The organism is Flavobacteriales bacterium, from assembly GCA_016124845.1.
GTDB lineage: Bacteria > Bacteroidota > Bacteroidia > UBA10329 > UBA10329 > UBA10329.
Genome location: WGMW01000009.1, coordinates 244,183 through 263,626, shown reverse-complemented (window position 1 = coordinate 263,626; position 19,444 = coordinate 244,183). Strand labels below are relative to the sequence as shown.

13 protein-coding genes are annotated in these 19,444 nt (G+C 47.6%); 11 read left to right on the top strand and 2 right to left on the bottom strand.

All coding sequences use genetic code 11. The features are described from left to right. Positions 1 to 266 precede the first annotated feature (266 nt). The 11 genes from GC178_05220 to GC178_05170 all read left to right on the top strand — a co-directional run bounded on the left by GC178_05220 (position 267) and on the right by GC178_05170 (position 17,145). Complete coding sequence (locus GC178_05220; GenBank protein ID MBI1286961.1) at positions 267 to 3,431, top strand: OmpA family protein; 3,165 nt, start codon at positions 267 to 269, stop codon at positions 3,429 to 3,431. Between the two features lie 53 nt (positions 3,432 to 3,484). Then, a complete protein-coding gene (locus tag GC178_05215; protein MBI1286960.1) occupies positions 3,485 to 7,525 on the top strand; it encodes a hypothetical protein in 4,041 nt (1,346 codons plus the stop codon). Beyond that, positions 7,422 to 9,461 (top strand): hypothetical protein, encoded by a 2,040-nt coding sequence (locus GC178_05210; GenBank protein ID MBI1286959.1) that lies wholly within the window; start codon positions 7,422 to 7,424, stop codon positions 9,459 to 9,461. The genes GC178_05215 and GC178_05210 overlap by 104 nt, the downstream gene beginning before the upstream one ends. Further along, entirely contained in the window at positions 9,461 to 10,240 is a 780-nt protein-coding gene (locus tag GC178_05205; protein MBI1286958.1) for a 3'-5' exonuclease, read from the top strand. The genes GC178_05210 and GC178_05205 overlap by 1 nt, the downstream gene beginning before the upstream one ends. Next, positions 10,237 to 10,848: a 2-hydroxyhepta-2,4-diene-1,7-dioate isomerase gene (locus GC178_05200; protein ID MBI1286957.1), complete on the top strand. Its 612-nt coding sequence runs from the start codon at positions 10,237 to 10,239 to the stop codon at positions 10,846 to 10,848. The genes GC178_05205 and GC178_05200 overlap by 4 nt, the downstream gene beginning before the upstream one ends. Before the next feature lie 92 nt (positions 10,849 to 10,940). Continuing rightward, positions 10,941 to 11,729 carry a DUF1295 domain-containing protein gene (locus tag GC178_05195; protein MBI1286956.1) on the top strand — a complete coding sequence of 263 codons (789 nt, stop codon included), beginning with the start codon at positions 10,941 to 10,943 and terminating at the stop codon, positions 11,727 to 11,729. Between the two features lie 70 nt (positions 11,730 to 11,799). Continuing rightward, complete coding sequence (gene aroC, locus GC178_05190; GenBank protein ID MBI1286955.1) at positions 11,800 to 12,882, top strand: chorismate synthase; 1,083 nt, start codon at positions 11,800 to 11,802, stop codon at positions 12,880 to 12,882. Next, positions 12,882 to 13,952 (top strand): 3-deoxy-7-phosphoheptulonate synthase, encoded by a 1,071-nt coding sequence (locus GC178_05185; GenBank protein MBI1286954.1) that lies wholly within the window; start codon positions 12,882 to 12,884, stop codon positions 13,950 to 13,952. Before aroC ends, GC178_05185 begins: the two co-directional genes overlap by 1 nt. Continuing rightward, complete coding sequence (gene aroB, locus GC178_05180; protein MBI1286953.1) at positions 13,949 to 14,962, top strand: 3-dehydroquinate synthase; 1,014 nt, start codon at positions 13,949 to 13,951, stop codon at positions 14,960 to 14,962. Before GC178_05185 ends, aroB begins: the two co-directional genes overlap by 4 nt. Next, a complete protein-coding gene (gene aroA / locus GC178_05175) occupies positions 14,959 to 16,317 on the top strand; it encodes a 3-phosphoshikimate 1-carboxyvinyltransferase (GenBank protein ID MBI1286952.1) in 1,359 nt (452 codons plus the stop codon). The genes aroB and aroA overlap by 4 nt, the downstream gene beginning before the upstream one ends. Before the next feature lie 87 nt (positions 16,318 to 16,404). Continuing rightward, positions 16,405 to 17,145 carry a hypothetical protein gene (locus tag GC178_05170; GenBank protein ID MBI1286951.1) on the top strand — a complete coding sequence of 247 codons (741 nt, stop codon included), beginning with the start codon at positions 16,405 to 16,407 and terminating at the stop codon, positions 17,143 to 17,145. A gap of 74 nt (positions 17,146 to 17,219) precedes the next feature. Here GC178_05170 and GC178_05165 read toward each other — a convergent pair whose 3' ends face one another. Continuing rightward, a complete protein-coding gene (locus tag GC178_05165; GenBank protein MBI1286950.1) occupies positions 17,220 to 18,299 on the bottom strand; it encodes an LptF/LptG family permease in 1,080 nt (359 codons plus the stop codon). A gap of 3 nt (positions 18,300 to 18,302) precedes the next feature. Beyond that, the gene (tgt, locus tag GC178_05160; protein MBI1286949.1) at positions 18,303 to 19,433 is read right to left on the bottom strand and encodes a tRNA guanosine(34) transglycosylase Tgt; all 1,131 of its coding nucleotides are present in this window, start codon (positions 19,431 to 19,433) and stop codon (positions 18,303 to 18,305) included. Positions 19,434 to 19,444 lie beyond the last annotated feature (11 nt).

Genomic DNA, 19,444 nt, shown 5'->3' with positions numbered 1-19,444 from the left:
CAGCGTATTTCTTCCAGTAATTGAATACACTTTTTCTGTGTATTGTATTTTCTATGTATCGCTATCAAATTCATGCTACAATCCTTTATTTGTAAGGGTTTCAATTATCTTGCCATCCGTTATAGGGAGACGCGCGAATAAGTTTAAGCTTTCTGCTTTCCGAATTCGATTTGAAGGATAATTGTACCTTCGCAATCGTTGCATTTATTTATATTTTCCATAGCTTTCCGAACTAAGTAAAGAGGATTCTGGATAGACCGATACGAATGACGCGAAGCCTTACTTCCATTGCATTTTTCTTCCTGTTGTCGGTGGTTTTCTGTCAGGATCTCTATGCTCAGTCAAGAGACATCAAGGCTGTTACCGAGGAGGAATTCAATGAGGAAATAAACGAGACCGAGGAAGAGAAGAAAAAGCGCATTGCGAAGATCACCAAGAAGACCGCGATGGAGCAGTACTGGAATGGCAACTTCCGTGCTGCGTTGGATGAATTTCTGATTCTTTTGGCCAAGGAGCCAGCGGATGTAGACCTGAACTTCTACATCGGAGCTTCCTACCTCGAAAGCAATATCGACAAGGAGAAGGCAATTCCTTATTTGGAATTTGTGGTTCAGCAGGAAAAGTTTCCGAAGGAGGCCATCTACCAATTGGGGCGGGCATACATGTTCGCACATCGGTTCGATGAGGCCATTACCACCTTCAACAAGTACAAGGATATTTCGAGGGGAGATAATGACAACATCATCTCTGGTGGCCGGATGATTGAGCAATGCTTCAACGCCAAACAGCTTGTCAAGTATCCGATCGATGCCACATTCGAAAACCTCGGGCCGAACATCAACACGGCCTATCCTGAGTTCAATCCGTTCATTCCAGAAGATGAATCGTTCATCGTTTTCACATCCAAACGCCCAGATTGTCTTGGGTTGCAGTTGGATTACGATGGCTATAAAACGCCTGATATTTTCAGAGCTCGCGAATACAAAGGCGAATTCCGTCAGGCACGCAACATCGGCTCTGCGGTAAATACCGAATGGTACGAAGAGGTGGTTGGGATCTCAGCCGATGGTCAAGAGCTTCTTGTCTACATCGACAACTTCGATGGATATGACGATATCTATGTGTCGCCACGGAAAGGACGTTTCTTTGATGATTACTTGGACCTTGGGCGAAACATCAATTCAGATGACATTGAGACAACGGCAAGTCTGAGTACCGATGGAAATTTGATCTTCTTCTCGCGCGAAACAGGGAAAGGCCGAACGGGCACCGATATTTACATGTCGCGCAGATTGCCCAATCGTGATTGGGGGATTCCACAAAAGCTACCAGACATCATCAACACCCGCTTCAACGAAAGTTTCCCGCACTTGATGGCCGATGGGAAAACCTTCTACTTCTGCTCGGAAGGACACGAGTCCATGGGCGGGTTCGACATTTTCATTTCCGAGTGGGATGAATTGACCAACACATGGTCTCCACCAAAAAATGCAGGATATCCGATCAACACGGTGGATGACGATTACAATATTTCGCTCTCAACTACGGGCCGATACGGATATGTGGCCCAGTTCAGAAGAGATGAAGGTTATGGCGAGCGTGACATTTACCGGATCACATTCAATGACGTAGACCCTGTATACACTATTGTGCGGGGTTCCATCACCAATATTCGCGACTCCATGCTGGTTGATCCGAGTATGGACATTGGCACCTTTGAGATGACCGTGACGGACATGAATACCGACAAGTTCATCGGAACCTATCGTCCAAACATGGCTTCGAGCAACTACGCTCAGGTATTGGAACCAGGTGAATACTGTGTTTATGTAGAAGGAGAACTGTATTTCGATACAAGCGCTGTGGTGGAGGTTTATGGGAAATCATCGCATGTCAACGAGATCATCAAGAACTACACGCTACGACCAGATCCGGACGCGATCCGCAGAAAACGTACCGGAGAGAAGTATGGAGGTCTCATCTATGCCATGTCAGGCAGTTGTGACGGGAAGGCCAAAGTGTGGGATCTTCCATCCGGAACTCAGGTGCTCTCGCTCGACAACAGGGATGATGTGACCTCGGTTGCAGTGGATCCCTATGGAAAACGAGTGCTTTCGGCCACAGATAAAGGAGATATCAACCTGTGGTTGATGCCTGGGGGAATGCCAGAGAAGACCCTGAAAGGCCACAATAAGGCAGTTACTCAGGCGGTATTCTCCAATAATGGAAAGTATGTGCTATCGGCAAGTGCAGATTCAACGATCCGACTATGGAATGTGGAAACAGGTCTTATGGAAAAGATCTATGTCGGGCATCTCGATAAGGTGAATGGAATAACAATTTCACCGGATGGAAACTATTTCGTTTCATGTTCCGATGACGGAAATGTACTCATGTGGGAAATGATGACCGAAGACCTTGTAGGTGTTTTTGAAGGTCATAAAGGACCTGTCAGGACCGCAGCGTTCTCTCCACGAGGGAATTTCATCCTAACGGGAGGAACGGATGGAACCGTGAAAAAATGGGATGCATCCACAGCACAGGAAACCTTGGAATTCAAACTGCATAGTTCACCTATCAATGCAGTGGAGGTCTCGCCAGATGGTTCCACGGCCGTATCGGGCAGCGACAATGGTTTCATTTATGTATGGGATACCGAAACAGGTGAGGTGAAACATGTGCTGCTCGGACATGACAAGCCAATTTCTTCGCTCTATGTTTCCAAGGATTCCAAGTATATCATTTCAGGCAGCAAGGAGAAAGAGCCGATTGTTTGGGATTTCCTTGATGGTTCGGAGGTTGTAAGTTTGAAGGGACACACCGGATGTATTCATGATGTTTGCTTTACCCCATACCTCAAATTCCCTGAGGAGCAGGAGGTCTCTCCGAGACTTTTGTCGCAAGAACCCGACAAGTTGGAGGACGAGATAGCAGCACTCGAAAAAGAGTTGGCAAATATTGAGGCTCAGAAAAAGCTTGGATATGATCCGACCCTACTTGATGTGGACCTGTTCAATGAGAAAGAACTGAAGGTTGGGCAGAAGATCATCCTTGAACGGATCTATTTCGACTTTGATAAATTTGACATTCGTGATGAGTCGGTGGTTGAACTCAATAAACTGTTAGTCTTCTTGGATAAGAACCCAGATGTGATCGTTGAAATTTCCGGTCATACAGATTCCCGCGGTTCGGATGAATACAACATGAAATTGTCTCAGAACCGAGCCAAGAGTGTGGTAAACTGGTTGAAGAAAAGGAAGATTCCTGCCAAGAGAATGGTGGCAAAAGGTTATGGCGAAACAAGAAATATCGCACCTAACGAGAATCCTGATGGAACGGATAATCCGGAAGGTCGCCAAATGAACCGTAGAATTGAGTTGACCATCATAGGCGTGGGCGGAGAACAGATAATTACAACAGAAGGAAAATAAGCGTGAGCCTGTTGCCAAAAATATTGCTCCGAATTGGTGCCTATCTGGTGGTTATGACCACAGTTGTTTGCATTTCAAGTACCGCATTTGCTCAGGATGACTACGAGGTGAACGGAGACAGTTTGATGAACCGTTCCAACATCAAAGGCCCCTTGGATTTCAAAGGGCATGTCATAGAACTGTCCAAAAAGTTGAAAGGTGCAATCGTGGTTCTCTATCAATCCGAAGATGGTACACACGATAATTTGACTGAGGTATTGAGAACAGTGACGCCCGGTAGTGGTGAATTCACATTCAAGGCTGAGGTCAACAAGTTTTATGTCCTTTCTGTGGAGAAGTCAGGGTATACCACTAAAATGGTTGATATTGATACGGATGTACGTTCCGCCAGAGAGCAGTATACCACGGTGCCTACGTTCGAATTTCAGGTGGACATGGTGCCTGACCTGGATGGTTTGCCATTCTCAGGGTCAGTAGCATCAGTATTTTATTACCCGAAGCAGAACAAGTTCGATTATCAGCTTGATTATTCCAAGGAAGACATACGGAATGAAGAAAAGGAATTGCGGGAACGGGAAGAGAAGCAGCGGCTTGCTGAGTTGGCATACGAAAAGAAAAAAGAGCTTGAAGAAGCGGCCAAACTCCTCTTAGAGAAAGAGAATGCAACTGCCCAGCAATTGATAGAAGCGGCCATTACCGTTGGTGATGGTGATGAGGCAAAAACCAAGAAAGGTTTCATGGAGGTCTTCTCTGAGGTTGACACGCTAAGAGAAAAGAAAGTGGATGCCATGTATGCGCAATTGCTCGAAGAGCGCAAACAGTCGAAAGCAACCGGAAACAAGATCAATTTTCAAGCAATTTTCAATTCGGCCAAGACCGTTGAAGAGAAAGTGGTGAAGGAAGCCGAAGAGGAAAGGCAAGCACAGGTGGCTATCCTGAAGGCTGAGAAAGAAGAGGCGGAGCACAAATCGCAAGAGGCAATGGAAATCGCACAAAAGGCCATCGAAGTTCAGGAAAGTGAACGGTTGGCTGCGGCCATCGCTGAGGAGGAGGCGAGAAAGAAGCAGGAGGAGTTGGATAAGAGGAACAGCGTTTACTACGCCATCTTCAATTCGGGGAGTAGAGATGAAGCTGTCCAAAGTCTGATAAAGACCTATCCTAAAGGGGATAAGTATGCCAAGCAAAAGGCAGAGGCCATCTATGATGCCTATGAAAAGGAGCGTATGGGAGGAACTACGCTTTCTGCCATGGATTTCAATAAACTGTTCAATGCGGCAGATCTTGCTGAGCAGAATGCGATTCAGAAAGAAATCGCAGATGACAATTCAAAGCAACAGTCCAAATTGGACGCGTTCATGCAACGAGTGGAAGAGAAGAAGCGGGAGGAACAGGAGCAGACGAAAGAGCGCATAATGAAGGGTTTGGTGGAAGCCTCCTCAGACAGAGCCAGCCAAATTGCGGCTTTCAAAGATGCGTTGCCCAAGAATGAATCTTTCAAGGATGAGAAGGCTGAGGTGATGTATGAGGAATACCTCAAACAGAAGAAGGCTCTGCCTGAGATAGAGAAAGCCCTGAAAGCTGCACCGGCCAATGACAGGGAAGCCCAGATCGCGGCTGTTTACAACGCATTGCCCGAAGATACCTACGACCGTCAAGGAACGGCCGAGCGAATACAGGAAGAATACGTGAAAAGCAAGCAGGCCCAAGGTGGAACGGGCTCGGTAAAGATGGATTTTGGCTCACTTTTTAAAGTCGCAGAGGTAACGGAAGAAAAAGCCAAGGAGGAAGAAAAGATCCGCAATGCCGAAGAAAAGCAACGGGCACTTGAAATGATCGAGGCCAAGCGAGAGGACGTGCGCCAGCAGAAGCGCGAAATGGCCGTTCAGGCAGAGAAGGTTGTTGAGGCAACCCAGAAAGCAAGTTTGGCCGAGGCGAAGACCAAAAAGGAACGGCAGCTTGCAGAGGCAATTGAGTCTGGGGGTGGCGACCGCGACAAATCGGTAGCCGCTATTCAGAAGGTTCTTCAGACAACAGACGATAAAGAACTTGACAGATACCGAGCAGAGGAAGTCTATGATTCATATTTGGAGCAGAGCGAGGAACTCCGCGCATCAGGAAACTCTGGAGGAAAAGTTGATTTCTCAAAGCTGTTCGCAGCTGCTGATCAAGCCGAGTTGAAGCGTTTGCAGCGTCAGTTTGAAGCCAAGCAACTGGAAGAACAGGAGAAATTGGCAAAATATGAGGAGGAGCGTACTCAGCGCGGAATTGAAATAGCCAAGGCAGAACAGAAGCAAGGAGAAAAGCAGGCTGAGCAGGCAGAAATTGCCTACGAAGAAACGCTTCACAAGGTGGAAGTACAACGTCAGGAGCGTTTGGCCGAAGAAAAGAAGCAAGCGGAAGAACTGGCCAAGCAAATGGCCATGGAACAGGCCAAGCGTGAGGCCCTTGAACAAGGGGTTGCCGCTGCCGAATTGGAGCGTATAGAAAAGGAGCGACAGGCCAGACTGGAGAAAGAACGTAAGGAACAGCAAGCACTTGCTGACGCAGAGGCAGCCCGCAGACAAAAAGAGCAGGAAGAGGCAGAGCGTCAGGCCAAAGAACAGCTTGCTCTGCTTGAAAAGCAAAGAAGGGACGCTGAAGCAGCGGAGCAGAAACGCTTAGCAGCAGAAGAAAAGCAGCGTCAGGCGGAAGAGTTGGCTGCGGCCAAGGCAGCCGATGATGCCAAGAAAGCAGAGGAGAAACGCTTAGCGGAGGAGGAAAAACAACGTCAAGCTGAAGAATTGGCAGCAGCCAAAGAAGCAGAAGATGCACGCAAAGCAGAAGAAAAGCGACAGAAGGAACTTGAAGATGAGCAGAAGCGCAAAGCTTTGGAGGAGGCTCGGTTGGCTGAACAGGCGAGAATCGATGAAGAGAAGCGTATAGAGGCAGAGGAGAAGGCACGCAAAGAGGCAGAGATTGCAGCGGCCAAGGCTGCCGAAGAAGCAAGAATTGCGGAGGAAAAGCGTAAAGCGGATGAACTCGCGGCAGCCAAAGCGGCCGAAGAAGCCGAAAGAAAGGCCAACTACGACAAATTGATGTCTAAGGCCGATGCCGACATGGCCAAGCAGGATTTCCGAAATGCGTGGAAGAATTACAAAGATGCTCTTGCCCTTTATCCTGACGATAAGCAAGCAAGTAAGAAGTTTGCCGAAGCAGATGTGGAGGTAAAGCGACTTGACAAGGAAGAGGCGGAGCAATTGGCTTTGGATGAGCGCTACAATGAACTCATCAATAATGCGGAAGAGGACCTGAAGAATAAGAAATACCAAGATGCCAAGACCAAGTTTGAAAAGGCATCCGAGTTGAAACCTGGAGAACAGGCTCCGAAGCAACAGATCAGAAATATCGATCGGACATTGGATGAGATCGCTGCCGCTGAGAAGGAACGCATTAAGTTGGAGCGCAAGTATGTGCTGCTAATGCAGGAAGGCTCCAAAGCACTTGAATCAAGCCAATTGGATGTGGCAAGAAGTAAGTATGAAGAGGCAGCAAGCATCAAACCGGAGGAAGGTGAGCCAGTGGCGAAACTCAAAGAAGTAGAAGCAAGAGAGGAGGAAGTGGCACTTGCCAAGGAGGAAGAAGCAAGACGAAAAGAACAGGCCAAGCGTGACTTCGAGAAAAAGCAAAAGGAAGAAGCTGAACGCAAGGCGGCAGAACAGGCAAGAATTGAAGCCGAAACAGAGGCTCGCTTGGCAGCTTTGACCAAAGTGGATGAGGCAAAGCAACAACAGCAGAAAACGGCTGCCGAGTTGGAGCAGGAACGCCAAGAGAAGTATGCGAAACTGCAACAGGCGGTTGAAGATATGGGTCTGACGGGTGACGAGCGAAGACAGGCTTTCCTATCTGAGCTTGCCAAGATCTATCCTTCGGGTCTTACAAAGGAAACCGTTCAAGGCAAGAACTTTGTGCTGTTGCGCCACGTGATCAATGAGAATAATGTAGTTACCATCTATGAGAAAAAGACATGGGATTGGGGTGGTGTATTCTACTTCAAAAACTCAGACATTGCCATTACAGAGGCACTTTATAAATTGGAGATCGGCAAATACGAGTAGCAATATGCTTCGAGGAATTCCCATACGTTTGAGTTCATTTCGTTGGCTGTTGCTGGCATGCCTTCTCTTCTCGTTGAACCAAGTAAGTGCTCAAGTTGATGATGTGAAAGGGGCAACACCGATGGCAAAGGCAAAGAACCTTTTCGACCTCGGTGATTATCAGAACGCATTTATCGAGTACACGCAGCTGCTTGCCGAAAACCCGGAAGATGTGTTTCTGAACTGGCGGGTTGGCCTGTGCCACCTATACCAGAATATTGACAAAAGTCGTTCAATCCCGTACCTGAGAAAGGTCATTACCAAGGAGAAGTTTGATGACGAGGTTTTTTATGATCTCGGTACCGCGTACATGTACAACGAGCAGATCGATAGTGCGCTGTACTTTTTCAATAAATACAAACTCACCGTTACAAAGCCAGAGCGGATCATTGATGTTACCCGCCAGATCGAATTCTGTGAGAACGCACGGAAACTGATGAAGAACCCGTGCAATGTACGGTTCGAGAATTTGGGTGATGACATCAATTCAGACGGTCCTGACCTGAATCCTTTTACACCTCTCGATCAGTCTTTCCTTGTATTCTCCACCAAAAGAGATAAAGGTGTTGCCGGACAGAACCTGGACTATGACGGCAACAAACCCGCAGACATTTTTTGGACGCAATCCAAGTATGGTGAATTCAGAAAAGCGAAAGGTGTTGGCATGACCATCAATACCGAATTTGTAGAGGAGTTTGTTGGGATGTCAGCCTTTGGCGATCATATCTTCTATATGATCGATAACATGGACGGGTTCGATGACATTTGGATGAGCGAGTTCAGCGGTAGAAGGTGGGAAAAAGGAAAAACATTGGGAGAATCGATTAATACCGATGAACCCGAAATGGCCGCTACTTGCACCCCGGACGGTCAGACGCTGTTCATTGCCCGTTTGCCCATCGCGGAACCCGGATTCGGTGGGCTTGATATTTACATGGCGAAGATGCTTCCGACCGGAGAATGGTCCATTCCTGTCAATCTCGGACCGACCATCAATACGCAGTATGATGAGATGTTTCCCGTTATATCGGCTGATGGCAAAACGTTGTATTTCGCTTCTCAGGGACATAAGAGTATGGGCGGTTATGACATCTACAAGAGCGAATGGAACGAGCAGTTCAGTAGATGGGAACGGCCTGAAGGTCTCTGCTATCCCATCAACAATACGATGGACAATTTTACATTCTGTCCGACTGATGATCCGCGATATGGTTACACCGCGCAGTTGCGAAAAGGAGGCTTTGGCGATCTTGACATCTATCGCGTGATCTTTGAGGATTACGAGGAGCAGTTGACCGCAGTGGTGGTGGAATTGGAGATCATGAAAGGGCCTGAGAAGGAAACCTTGACCTTCCACGAATGGAAGAACACGGAAGACGGAAACGTGAAATGGTTCACAGATGAATATCAGCCCACCGATCATCCTGAATATGAATTTGTGGAGACAAAGAATGTGGAGGTGAAGAACGGAGAGGCCTATGAGATCACCATCATCGGTTCTTGGAATGGTGCCGAAGTGGCAAAGTATACTCCTGAGACTTTCCCAAAAGGAGAAGGAACATTTCAATGGTATGATACGCGCGTGAAGAAAGTGGCTGTTCCCGCAAAGAAATTTGAACCGAAAGTTTCACCGATCATCAATTTGAAAGACCTTGAGATCACAGGAACGGTCACGGATAAATCAGGTGAGATGGTCGGAACTTACCTGCCCAATTACAACACGGGTAAGATGACCTTCGCACTCTATCCAGGGCAGATCTACGAGTTTACGATTGAAGCGCCCGGTTTCCAGCCGATCAAAGAGAAGATCAACGTAATGGGCTTCGGTGATTACCAGAAGATCATCAACCGGAAATGGACCTTGGTGGAAAATGGACTTGAACCACCAGCGAAGTAATGTCAACGCTTCATCTTAAACGACCTCTTGCCTTTTTCGACCTCGAGACCACGGGTGTCAATGTGGCCACCGACCGCATCGTGGAGATTTCCATCATCAAACTGAATCCCGATGGTTCGGAAGAAACCATGACCGAGTTGGTCAATCCTGGGATGCCAATTCCGCTGGAGTCCTCAGCAGTTCATGGAATTACAGACGACAAAGTGGCCGGCAAGCCCAGTTTCAATGAGTTGGCCCCCGCAATTACCGATTTTATCGGGAATGCAGATCTGGCGGGTTACAATTGCTTGAAATTCGATGTGCCGCTTTTGCTTGAAGAGTATCACCGAAATGAGATTGAATTCAGTATGAAGAACCGCAAGGTGGTGGACGTGCAGAACATTTTCCATAAGATGGAGCAACGCACATTGGTGGCCGCTTACAAGTTCTATTGCGATGGCGACCTGACCAATGCGCACAGTGCAGAAGCAGATACACGCGCCACATTGGAAGTGCTGAAAGCCCAAGTGGAGAAGTATGATGAGCTGGACGGAAATGTGGAGATGCTCAGCGATTTCTCCAAACGTGGAAATGCGATTGACTTCGCAGGGCATATCGTAGAGAATGAGAAAGGCGAGGCGGTATTCAATTTTGGGAAGAACAAAGGGAAATCCGTTGTCGAAGTGCTTAAAACCCAGCCAGGTTACTACGGTTGGATGATGGATGCCCAGTTTCCGAGCTACACCAAAAAAGTGCTTACCGAAATACGGGTTGAAGCATTCAACAAAGGTCTGCTATGAAGATCATCTGCATCGGTCGCAACTACGCGGAACACGCCAAGGAACTGAACAATCCAATTCCTACAGAGCCACTTTTTTTTATCAAACCCGATTCGGCCGTTCTTCCGAACAATGATGATTTCTACCTGCCCGATTTCTCCAATGACGTGCATTACGAGGCCGAGATCTATGTGAAGATCCACAAAAAGGGAAAGAACATTCAGGAGAAGTTTGCGCCAAAATACTATCGCGAGATCGGTATCGGAATTGACATTACTGCCCGCGACATTCAGCAGAAATGCAAGGAAAAAGGTCTACCGTGGGAGAAGGCAAAAGGTTTTGATGGTTCGGCACCCATGAGCAAAACGCTTCCACTTTCTGATTTTGGTGATGTGAACGCCATCCACTTTGAGTTGCACATCAACGGCAAGGTGGTTCAGAAAGGATTTACGGGTGATATGCTTTTTCCTGTTGACAGGATCATAGAAGAGGCCAGTAAGTATTTCATGCTCAAGATCGGTGATGTGATTTTCACTGGAACGCCAGCTGGCGTAGGTAAACTCAACGTTGGCGACCACCTCGAAGCCTTCATCGAAGGCCGAAAAATGATGGATTTCCGCATCAAATGACACTCGCTTAGATTGTCATTCCGAGCGAAGCCGAGGAATCTAAACCAACAATAGTTGGCCAGTGCTGTTTATTTGGAACCAAACGCTTCATTATGAACTGGCTCCTACTTCAACATTCCGCACTGATCATTTTTTCATTCATGTTGGTGATGTTCGTCATCGCGCAGCGGTTAAAAGACAACAGCATTGTTGATGTTGGTTGGGGGCTCGGTTTTGTGCTTATCGCCATTTCGTGTTCGTTGCAATCGCATCATTCTTCCGTGCAGTGGATCGCGTTACTCTTGGTCACGGTCTGGGGCATTCGCCTGGCCAGTTACATCTATAACCGCAACAAGGGGAAACCCGAAGATTACCGCTACGCACAATGGCGCAAAGAATGGGGTGAAAATGCGATCCTACGCGCCTTCTTTCAGGTGTTTATGCTGCAAGGGCTCATCATGCTAATCGTGGCTTCACCGCTATATGTCATTTTTTCAGAACCGCTGGAACTGACCTGGAACGTGTATCTCGGAATGGCCGTATGGCTGATCGGCTTTTTCTTTGAAGCCGTTGGCGATCATCAGATGGCACAGTTCAAAGCAAACCTGGAAAACAAAGGAAAAGTGATGCGGTATGGCGTTTGGAAATACACGCGCCACCCGAATTATTTTGGCGATGCCACGCAATGGTGGGGCATTTTCCTGCTGGCGCTGATGTCGCCTTACTGGTACATCGCGGCCATCGGCCCGGCCGTCATGCACTTCTTCCTGGTAAAGGTTTCGGGCGTAGCGCTATTGGAGAAAAAGTACAAAGGCAACCCCAAGTATGCCGATTACATTGCCACCACAAGCGCATTTATTCCGTGGTTCCCGAAGAAGGGGAAAAGGATGAATGAAAAATGAAAAACGTTCGGAACTGAATTGGGAGAGAACGTTTTCCCGTTTTTCCTTTTTCCTCATTTACCTTAGCACCATGGCAGGTAATTCGTTCGGTCAACTTTTCAGAATAACCACCTTCGGTGAAAGCCATGGTGCCGCCATTGGTGTCGTGATCGATGGTTTTCCTGCGGGGATTAACATTAGCGAAGACCTTATTCATCAAGACCTTCAACGCAGACGACCAGGCCAATCTAAACTGACTACGCAACGCAAGGAAACGGAAGAATTCCAAATTCTTTCGGGTGTATTTGAACGGAAATCGCTCGGAACTCCGATCGCGGTTACAATTCCCAACGCAGATGCGCGTTCTAAGGACTATGATCACCTCAAGGAAACGTTCCGCCCCAGCCATGCCGATTTCACGTATCAGGCAAAATATGGCCATCGCGATTATCGAGGTGGTGGGCGCGCATCGGCTCGCGAAACTGCTGCGCGTGTCGTGGCTGGCGCCTTTGCTAAAATGCTGCTTCAGCAAGCTGGAATTGAGATTGTTGCCTACGTTTCTTCGGTTGCCGATGTCGTGGCAACGGTCAATGATCAGACGGTTTCTCTGAATGATGTCGAGAAAAGTCTCGTCCGTTGTCCTGATGAAAAGACATCTGCCGAAATGCAAAAATTGATTGAATCCGTTCGGAAAGAAGGGGATACGGTTGGAGGAATTATCAGCTGCGTAATTAGGAATGTTCCTGTAGGATTGGGAGAACCAGTCTTCGATAAGCTCCATGCCGACCTCGGAAAAGCGATACTCAGCGTCAATGCCGTGAAAGGTTTTGAAATCGGTTCAGGGTTCGCATCTACCAAAATGCGTGGTTCAGAACACAACGATGTTTTCGCTTCACGAGAAGGAAAAACCATCACCGAAACCAATCATAGTGGCGGTATTCAAGGTGGAATTTCCAACGGGATGAACATCACCTTCAACGTGGCGTTCAAACCTGTGGCCACCATCATGCAAGCACAACCGAGTATCGACACTGAAGGAAATGAAGTGACCTTGGAAGGAAAAGGACGCCACGACCCGTGTGTGGTTCCGCGCGCAGTGCCGATTGTGGAGGCAATGGCTGCTATCGTTTTGGCTGACCACTATCTTAGAAACAGAACGCAACAGAACGGTTGATGGAATTCAGACGAAAAGACCGACCGTTTGTGATTGCTGGGCCCTGCAGTGCGGAAACGCGCGAACAGGTGCTGGAAACAGCCGAGGGTCTAAAAGACTTGAATGTCGATCTGCTGCGCGCTGGCGTGTGGAAACCACGTACACGTCCAGGGAAATTTGAAGGAATTGGCGAAGAAGCGATTGCTTGGCTGAAGGAGGCGGGTAATCTCATCGGCAAGCCCGTTACGGTTGAAGTGGCCAATCCGAATCATGTGGAACTGGCACTGAAGGGAGGTGTAAATGTGCTCTGGATCGGGGCACGGACAACGGTCAATCCGTTCATGGTGCAAGAAATTGCGGAAGCGTTGAAAGGAACGGATGTTCCTGTGCTGGTGAAAAATCCCGTAAACCCCGATGTGGAACTTTGGATCGGTGCCATTGAGCGCTTTCAAAGCGTTGGTCTGACCAAGTTGGGAGCCATTCATCGCGGCTTCTCCACCTTCCAAAAATCACCTTTCAGGAACAGTCCGAATTGGAATATTCCGATTGAGTTGAAGCGCAGAATGCCCGATGTGCCGATTATTTGCGACCCAAGTCATATTTGCGGTAACCGTGAACTGTTGAGCGAAGTGGCGCAAAAGGCCATCGACCTGAACATGGACGGACTCATGTTGGAAACGCACCGCGACCCATCAAAAGCGTGGAGCGATGCCGAACAGCAGGTCACACCACAAGCGTTGGAAAGAATCTTGTTGGAACTCGTTTGGCGAAATCCGAACTCGCTTGACCTCGAAGTAAAGGCGAAACTCGAAGAACTTCGCGCAGCCATTGATGGCCTTGACCGTGATATTTTGGATCTGTTGATCGACCGTTTGGAGATTTCTCGGCAGATCGGAGCGTACAAGAAGAATCACAACATTACCATTTTGCAACATCAGCGTTGGAACGAGATTCTGCACGATCGTGAAGCATACATTCAAGGAAAGCAGCTTTCGTCACGGTTTCTGTACAAGTTCCTCGAAGCAATTCACGAGGAAAGCATCCAGCAGCAGACCAATGTGATGAACACAAAAAAAGCTGAGGACGCATGACACAGGTGTTGTTCAAAGAGCAAGCTTGGCGGTTTTTGAGTGACCTGCTGGTAAAAGAAAAGGCCATCATTCTCTGTGATTCGAACACAAAAAGATGCTTGGAATACTTGCATGTGGCTTGTCCGCAAACGCAAGATCTGCCTGTGATTGAAATGCCGGAAGGCGAACGTCATAAGAACCTGAAGACCTGCGAAATGGTCTGGTATCAACTCACCGAGCATGGCGCAGATCGAAATACGGTGCTGTTGAATGTGGGTGGTGGCGTGGTAACCGATCTGGGTGGTTTTATCGCTTCAACTTACATGCGTGGAATCCGCTTTGTGCAGATTCCGACCTCACTTTTAGGAATGGTGGACGCGGCCATTGGCGGTAAGACAGGAATTGATTTCGGAGGTTTGAAGAACATGATCGGCACGTTTGCGAGAGCAGAAGCGGCTCTGGTCGATTCTAATTTTTTAAAGACGCTTCCATCGCGACATTACCGAAACGGTTTGGCGGAGGTGTTGAAGCATGCGTTCATTTCGGATGCATCGATTCTGGATCTTATGTACGCGAACGAGGACGAACTCATTTCACGGTCAGTGAAAGTGAAAATGGATGTGGTGGCGCGCGATGAGTTTGAATCGGGCGAACGCAAGAAATTGAACTTCGGGCACACCATTGGGCATGCCATTGAAAGTCATCTGTTGGAAACGGAAAATCCCGTTCTGCATGGGGAAGCGATCGCTGCTGGAATGATCATGGAATCGTTCATCTCCACCAAGTTGACAGGCCTTTCTGAACCTGAATTGCAAGAAATATTGCAGCTCACAGATTCCCTTTTCTCGCGAGTTTCTCTGTCCAAAACGGATTGGTCGGAAGTAAAAAAACTGCTGATCCATGACAAGAAAAACAAGAACGGTCAAGTTCGTTTTGTGCTTCTGAAGAGTATTGGCGAAGCCATTACCGACCAGCCTGTTATGGAAGAATTGCTCGACCAAGCATTTGAATTCTACGTTTCCAAGAAATGAAATTGGTCGCGAAAGACGGGCCGTTTGTGGGCGAGGTTGAACTACCTGTTTCAAAAAGCATTGCCAATCGGTATTTGATTATTTCGGCTTTAGCCCCACCCCCAACCCCTCCCCGAAAGGGAGGGGAGCAAGCCCCTCTGCCTTCGGCATCTCCCCAAAGGGGAGAGTCGGTTCTTCGGACAAAGGTTGGCGGAATGCACCAACTCTCCCCCTTGAAAGGGGGAGTACCGCGAAGCGGGGAGGGGGTCTTTTACTCCCCTCCTTTGGAGGGGTTGGGGGAGGTCATTTTACCCGAAGACGTCCGAATTCTCCTCGAAGCACTGAATTCCAATTCATCGGAGATCAACATCGGAATGGCCGGAACGGCCATGCGATTTCTTACGGCTTTTTGCGCGGTTCAAGAAGGAAGAACGGTTGTGCTGACGGGTGCCGAACGGATGAAGCAACGACCAATTGCTGAACTGGTTGATGCCTTGAGAAAACTCGGGACCGAGATCGATTATCTGGAAAATGAAGGATTTCCACCTCTCAGAACTACTGGCAAAAAGCTGAAAGGCGGTGAAGTGGAGATTCCTGCTTCCGTCAGTAGCCAGTTCATTTCTGCTTTGATGATGGTTGGGCCGACAATGGAAAACGGTCTTCAGATTCACCTGGCAGGAAGAGTGCTCTCCAAACCTTACATCGAACTGACGGCCGATTGTATGCGAAACTGTGGTGTGGATGTGAGATTTGAAGGTAATTCGATCTCCATTCCGCCTTCGGAGTACAGAATTCCTAAACTCAAAATTGAATCAGACTGGACCTCGGCTTCCTATTTCTATGCTTTGGCAGCAGCAAGACCGAATTCTAAATTGTTGCTGAAAGGCTTGAAGATCAATTCACCGCAAGGCGATTCAATTCTTGCCGATTTGTTTGCTGAAATGGGCGTTTCATCAGTTCAGAAGCAGAATGGAGTTGAGATATGGTCCTTAGAAAAGGTTGACTTTCCGACAGACATTGATTTCACCGACCATCCCGATCTGGCACAAACATTCGCTTTTCTTGCAGCAACACTCGGAAAACCGCTCATACTTACTGGTTTGGACAACTTGCGTTTGAAAGAAACGGATCGTGTCAAAGCCATGAAGTGGGAACTGAAAAAACTGGGAATATCCGTTTCGGTCCGTGGCGACTCCATGACCATTTCAGGTTCAATCGCATCTTCAAAGGCAAAGGTCAAAACCTATAACGACCACCGTATGGCGATGAGTGCTGCGGTGCTTTCCACCATCATTCCAACGGAGATTGAAGAGCCTGAAGTGGTTCGGAAGAGCTTTCCAGGGTTTTGGGATAATTTCAACCGATGGGTTGATTGATTACATCTTCTCGTTTCAAAAAGGCCCGTTCGAACTCAATCGTCAATTGAATAAACCCGAATTAGTTTAACCGAAAACTACCAAATGATGTATGTGAATCTGCGGCAAACATATATAGGTATGCTGTTGGTTGCATTTAGCTCCTGTTCACCCAAACAGTTGAATACCAACGATGGAACAGCCAAGACAACGAACCCTTTGGATTTGATTTTGGGAGATAAACTTTTGGAGTTGGGTTCAGGAGAAATTCGAGAGAACAATTTTCAAGATGTCTTGACCCTATCGAAACAGAATTTATCGGATTCCTCATCATTATATGATGTGTATACCGAAGATTCGGTCTTCTATTTTGTGAATCAGCGTAAAATGTATTCTGCGGCCCGGCTTTTCAGCATGGTATTGAAGGTGGAAGGACAAAACGTTGCAAAATTTCGTGCAGTGGATGACTTCAAAGTAGCTGATATGTCGAGCGATACAAAAGGAGTGACAGTACTTTTTGGAAACTTCGGATTCTATGGAGAACATTGGAAAACCGACAATGAAGTTCAGTTGGTTCGATTTGATAATAACTTGAATGAGGTTTGGCGTTATACTCCAATTTCAAGCAGATTTCCAATGGAAGGATTAAAGATTTTCAGTCAAGATGGGTATACATCTGTTTGGATAAACCTGATTACAGGTTGCCACATCTGTGTGAACACATACGAGGTGAAGGTTGATAGTCTTGGAAAGTGCATTTCAGCGATTGAAGTTGATAGGAACAATTCGGATGTTACTATCAGGAAGAGTCTGGTTGACGAAGTATTTCAATTACATGATTTAGAATAATAGATGTTTAAGACTGAAACTACAATTCAAGTTGTTCAGTATCTATTTTCAAGAAAGAAGCCTTCTGCAATTAACTACTTCGGAGCCCTGAAAAGCATCACAATTCCAAGAATCAGAAACAGAATATTCGGAATCCAAACGGCCACGGTCACATTCATGTTACCTTCGATAGCGAACGTTTGCGACACCTGCATGAAAAGGATGTAAGCAAAGCTGAGTCCGATGCCTAAACCGATGTGCATACCGATGCCGCCACGTACTTTTCGGCTGGCCAAACTCACACCGATTATGGTAAGAATGAACGCTGCAAACGGCATGGCCGTGCGCTTTTCCTTCTCAACACGGAAGTAATCCACGTAGTCTGAGCCGCGCATTTCTTCACTATGAATGAAGTCGTTGAGCTGCCAGTAATCCATGGCCTCCACTACTTTCAGCCGCTGGCTGAAATCGGATGGCTTGAAGGGAAATACCGTGTCAAGCTGCTCGTGTTCACGCACGGTTTCCTTTACGCCATCAAATGTGCGTTCGTAGTATTTCTTTACACTCCATTTATTGATGGTGGTATCGTAAATGATGTGGTCGGAAATGAGTTTGTAGGTAAGCTTTCCATCCTTGAATTTCTCCAACGCGAACTTGTAGCCTGTCATCCGTTCCGCGCTGTATGAATCAAAATAGATGAAGGTGCCAGGCTCCACCTGATAGTGCTGGTTCCGCCCGTAAAATTTCCATGGTTGATTGATGTAGGTATTCTCGAATTTTATCCGCCCTTCGTTCGCTTTCGGGATGATGAAATGATTGAGAACCAAACTCATAGCGGCAAGAATTGTGGATCCGAGCATGTATGGGACCATCATCCGATAAAAGCTGACACCGCTGCTGAGAATGGCCACAATTTCTGAACGGTACGCCATGCGCGATGTGAACAGAATAACCGCTACAAAAATGAAAAGCGGGCTGAACAGGTTGGCGAAATAGGGGATGAAGTAGAGGTAATATTCAGAAAAGATGGTCCAAACGGACAACTGGTGCGCGATGAAGTTGTCGATCTTTTCAGAGATGTCGAAGACGATCGTGATGGAAATGATCAGCACGATGATGAAGAAGAACGTTCCGAGAAACTGCTTCAGAATATATCTATCGATCCGTGTAAGCACCTGCTACAGTCGGGTAAGAAGTTTGGGTACGGTCTGGTCTTTCCAAGCGCGGAAATCACCCGCTTCGATATGAAGTCGCGCCTGTCGCATCAACTCCAAATAGAACGCCAAATTGTGTATGCTGGTTATCTGCGGACCAAGTAATTCCTTCGAGGCAAACAGATGGCGTACATACGCCCTGCTGTAAATCGAGTCGACCGAACTCGTGCCATTTTCATCCAATGGGGAAAAATCGCGTTCCCACTTTTTGTTCTTGATGTTGATAATGCCATCCCAGGTGAAGATGAGCCCATGGCGTGCGTTTCGTGTCGGCATTACACAATCGAACATATCAATGCCCAAGGCGATGTTCTCCAAAAGGTTGGCGGGAGTTCCCACACCCATTAGATAGCGCGGTTTGTCTTCTGGAAGAATGCCACACACGATGTTTGTCATGGCGTACATTTCCTCGTCAGGTTCGCCCACGCTGAGGCCACCAATGGCGTTTCCTTCCCGCTCGAATGAAGCGATGGTTTCAGCACTTTGGATGCGCAGATCCTTGTAAGTGGAACCTTGAACGATGGGGAAAAGCGACTGATGATGACCGTAAAGCGGTGTGGTGTTGTCCACGTGGTCGCAACAGCGTTTCAGCCAACGGTGCGTCATTTCCATCGAATCTTTGGCGTATCTGTATTCGCACGGATAAGGCGTGCATTCGTCAAACGCCATAATGATGTCCGCACCAATGCTGCGCTGGATGTCCATCGAAGCCTCTGGACTGAAAAAGTGTTTGGAACCGTCAATATGCGAAGCGAACGTGACGCCTTCCTCATTGATCTTCCGCTGGTTGGAAAGCGAATAGACCTGATAACCACCACTATCGGTCAGAATGGGGTGTTCCCAGTTCATGAATTTGTGCAGGCCACCAGCCTCTTCCAGTATATCTGTTCCTGGCCGCAGATACAGATGATAGGTGTTGCCAAGAATGATCTGCGCTTTCACCTCATCGATCAGTTCCTGTTGGTGAACGCCCTTTACGGTGCCGAGCGTTCCCACAGGCATGAAAATGGGCGTTTCGATCACTCCGTGGTCGGTGGTGATCTGCCCTCTCCGTGCTTTGGAATTCGGGTCGGTGTGCGTCAGTTTAAATCGCAATGCCATGTTGA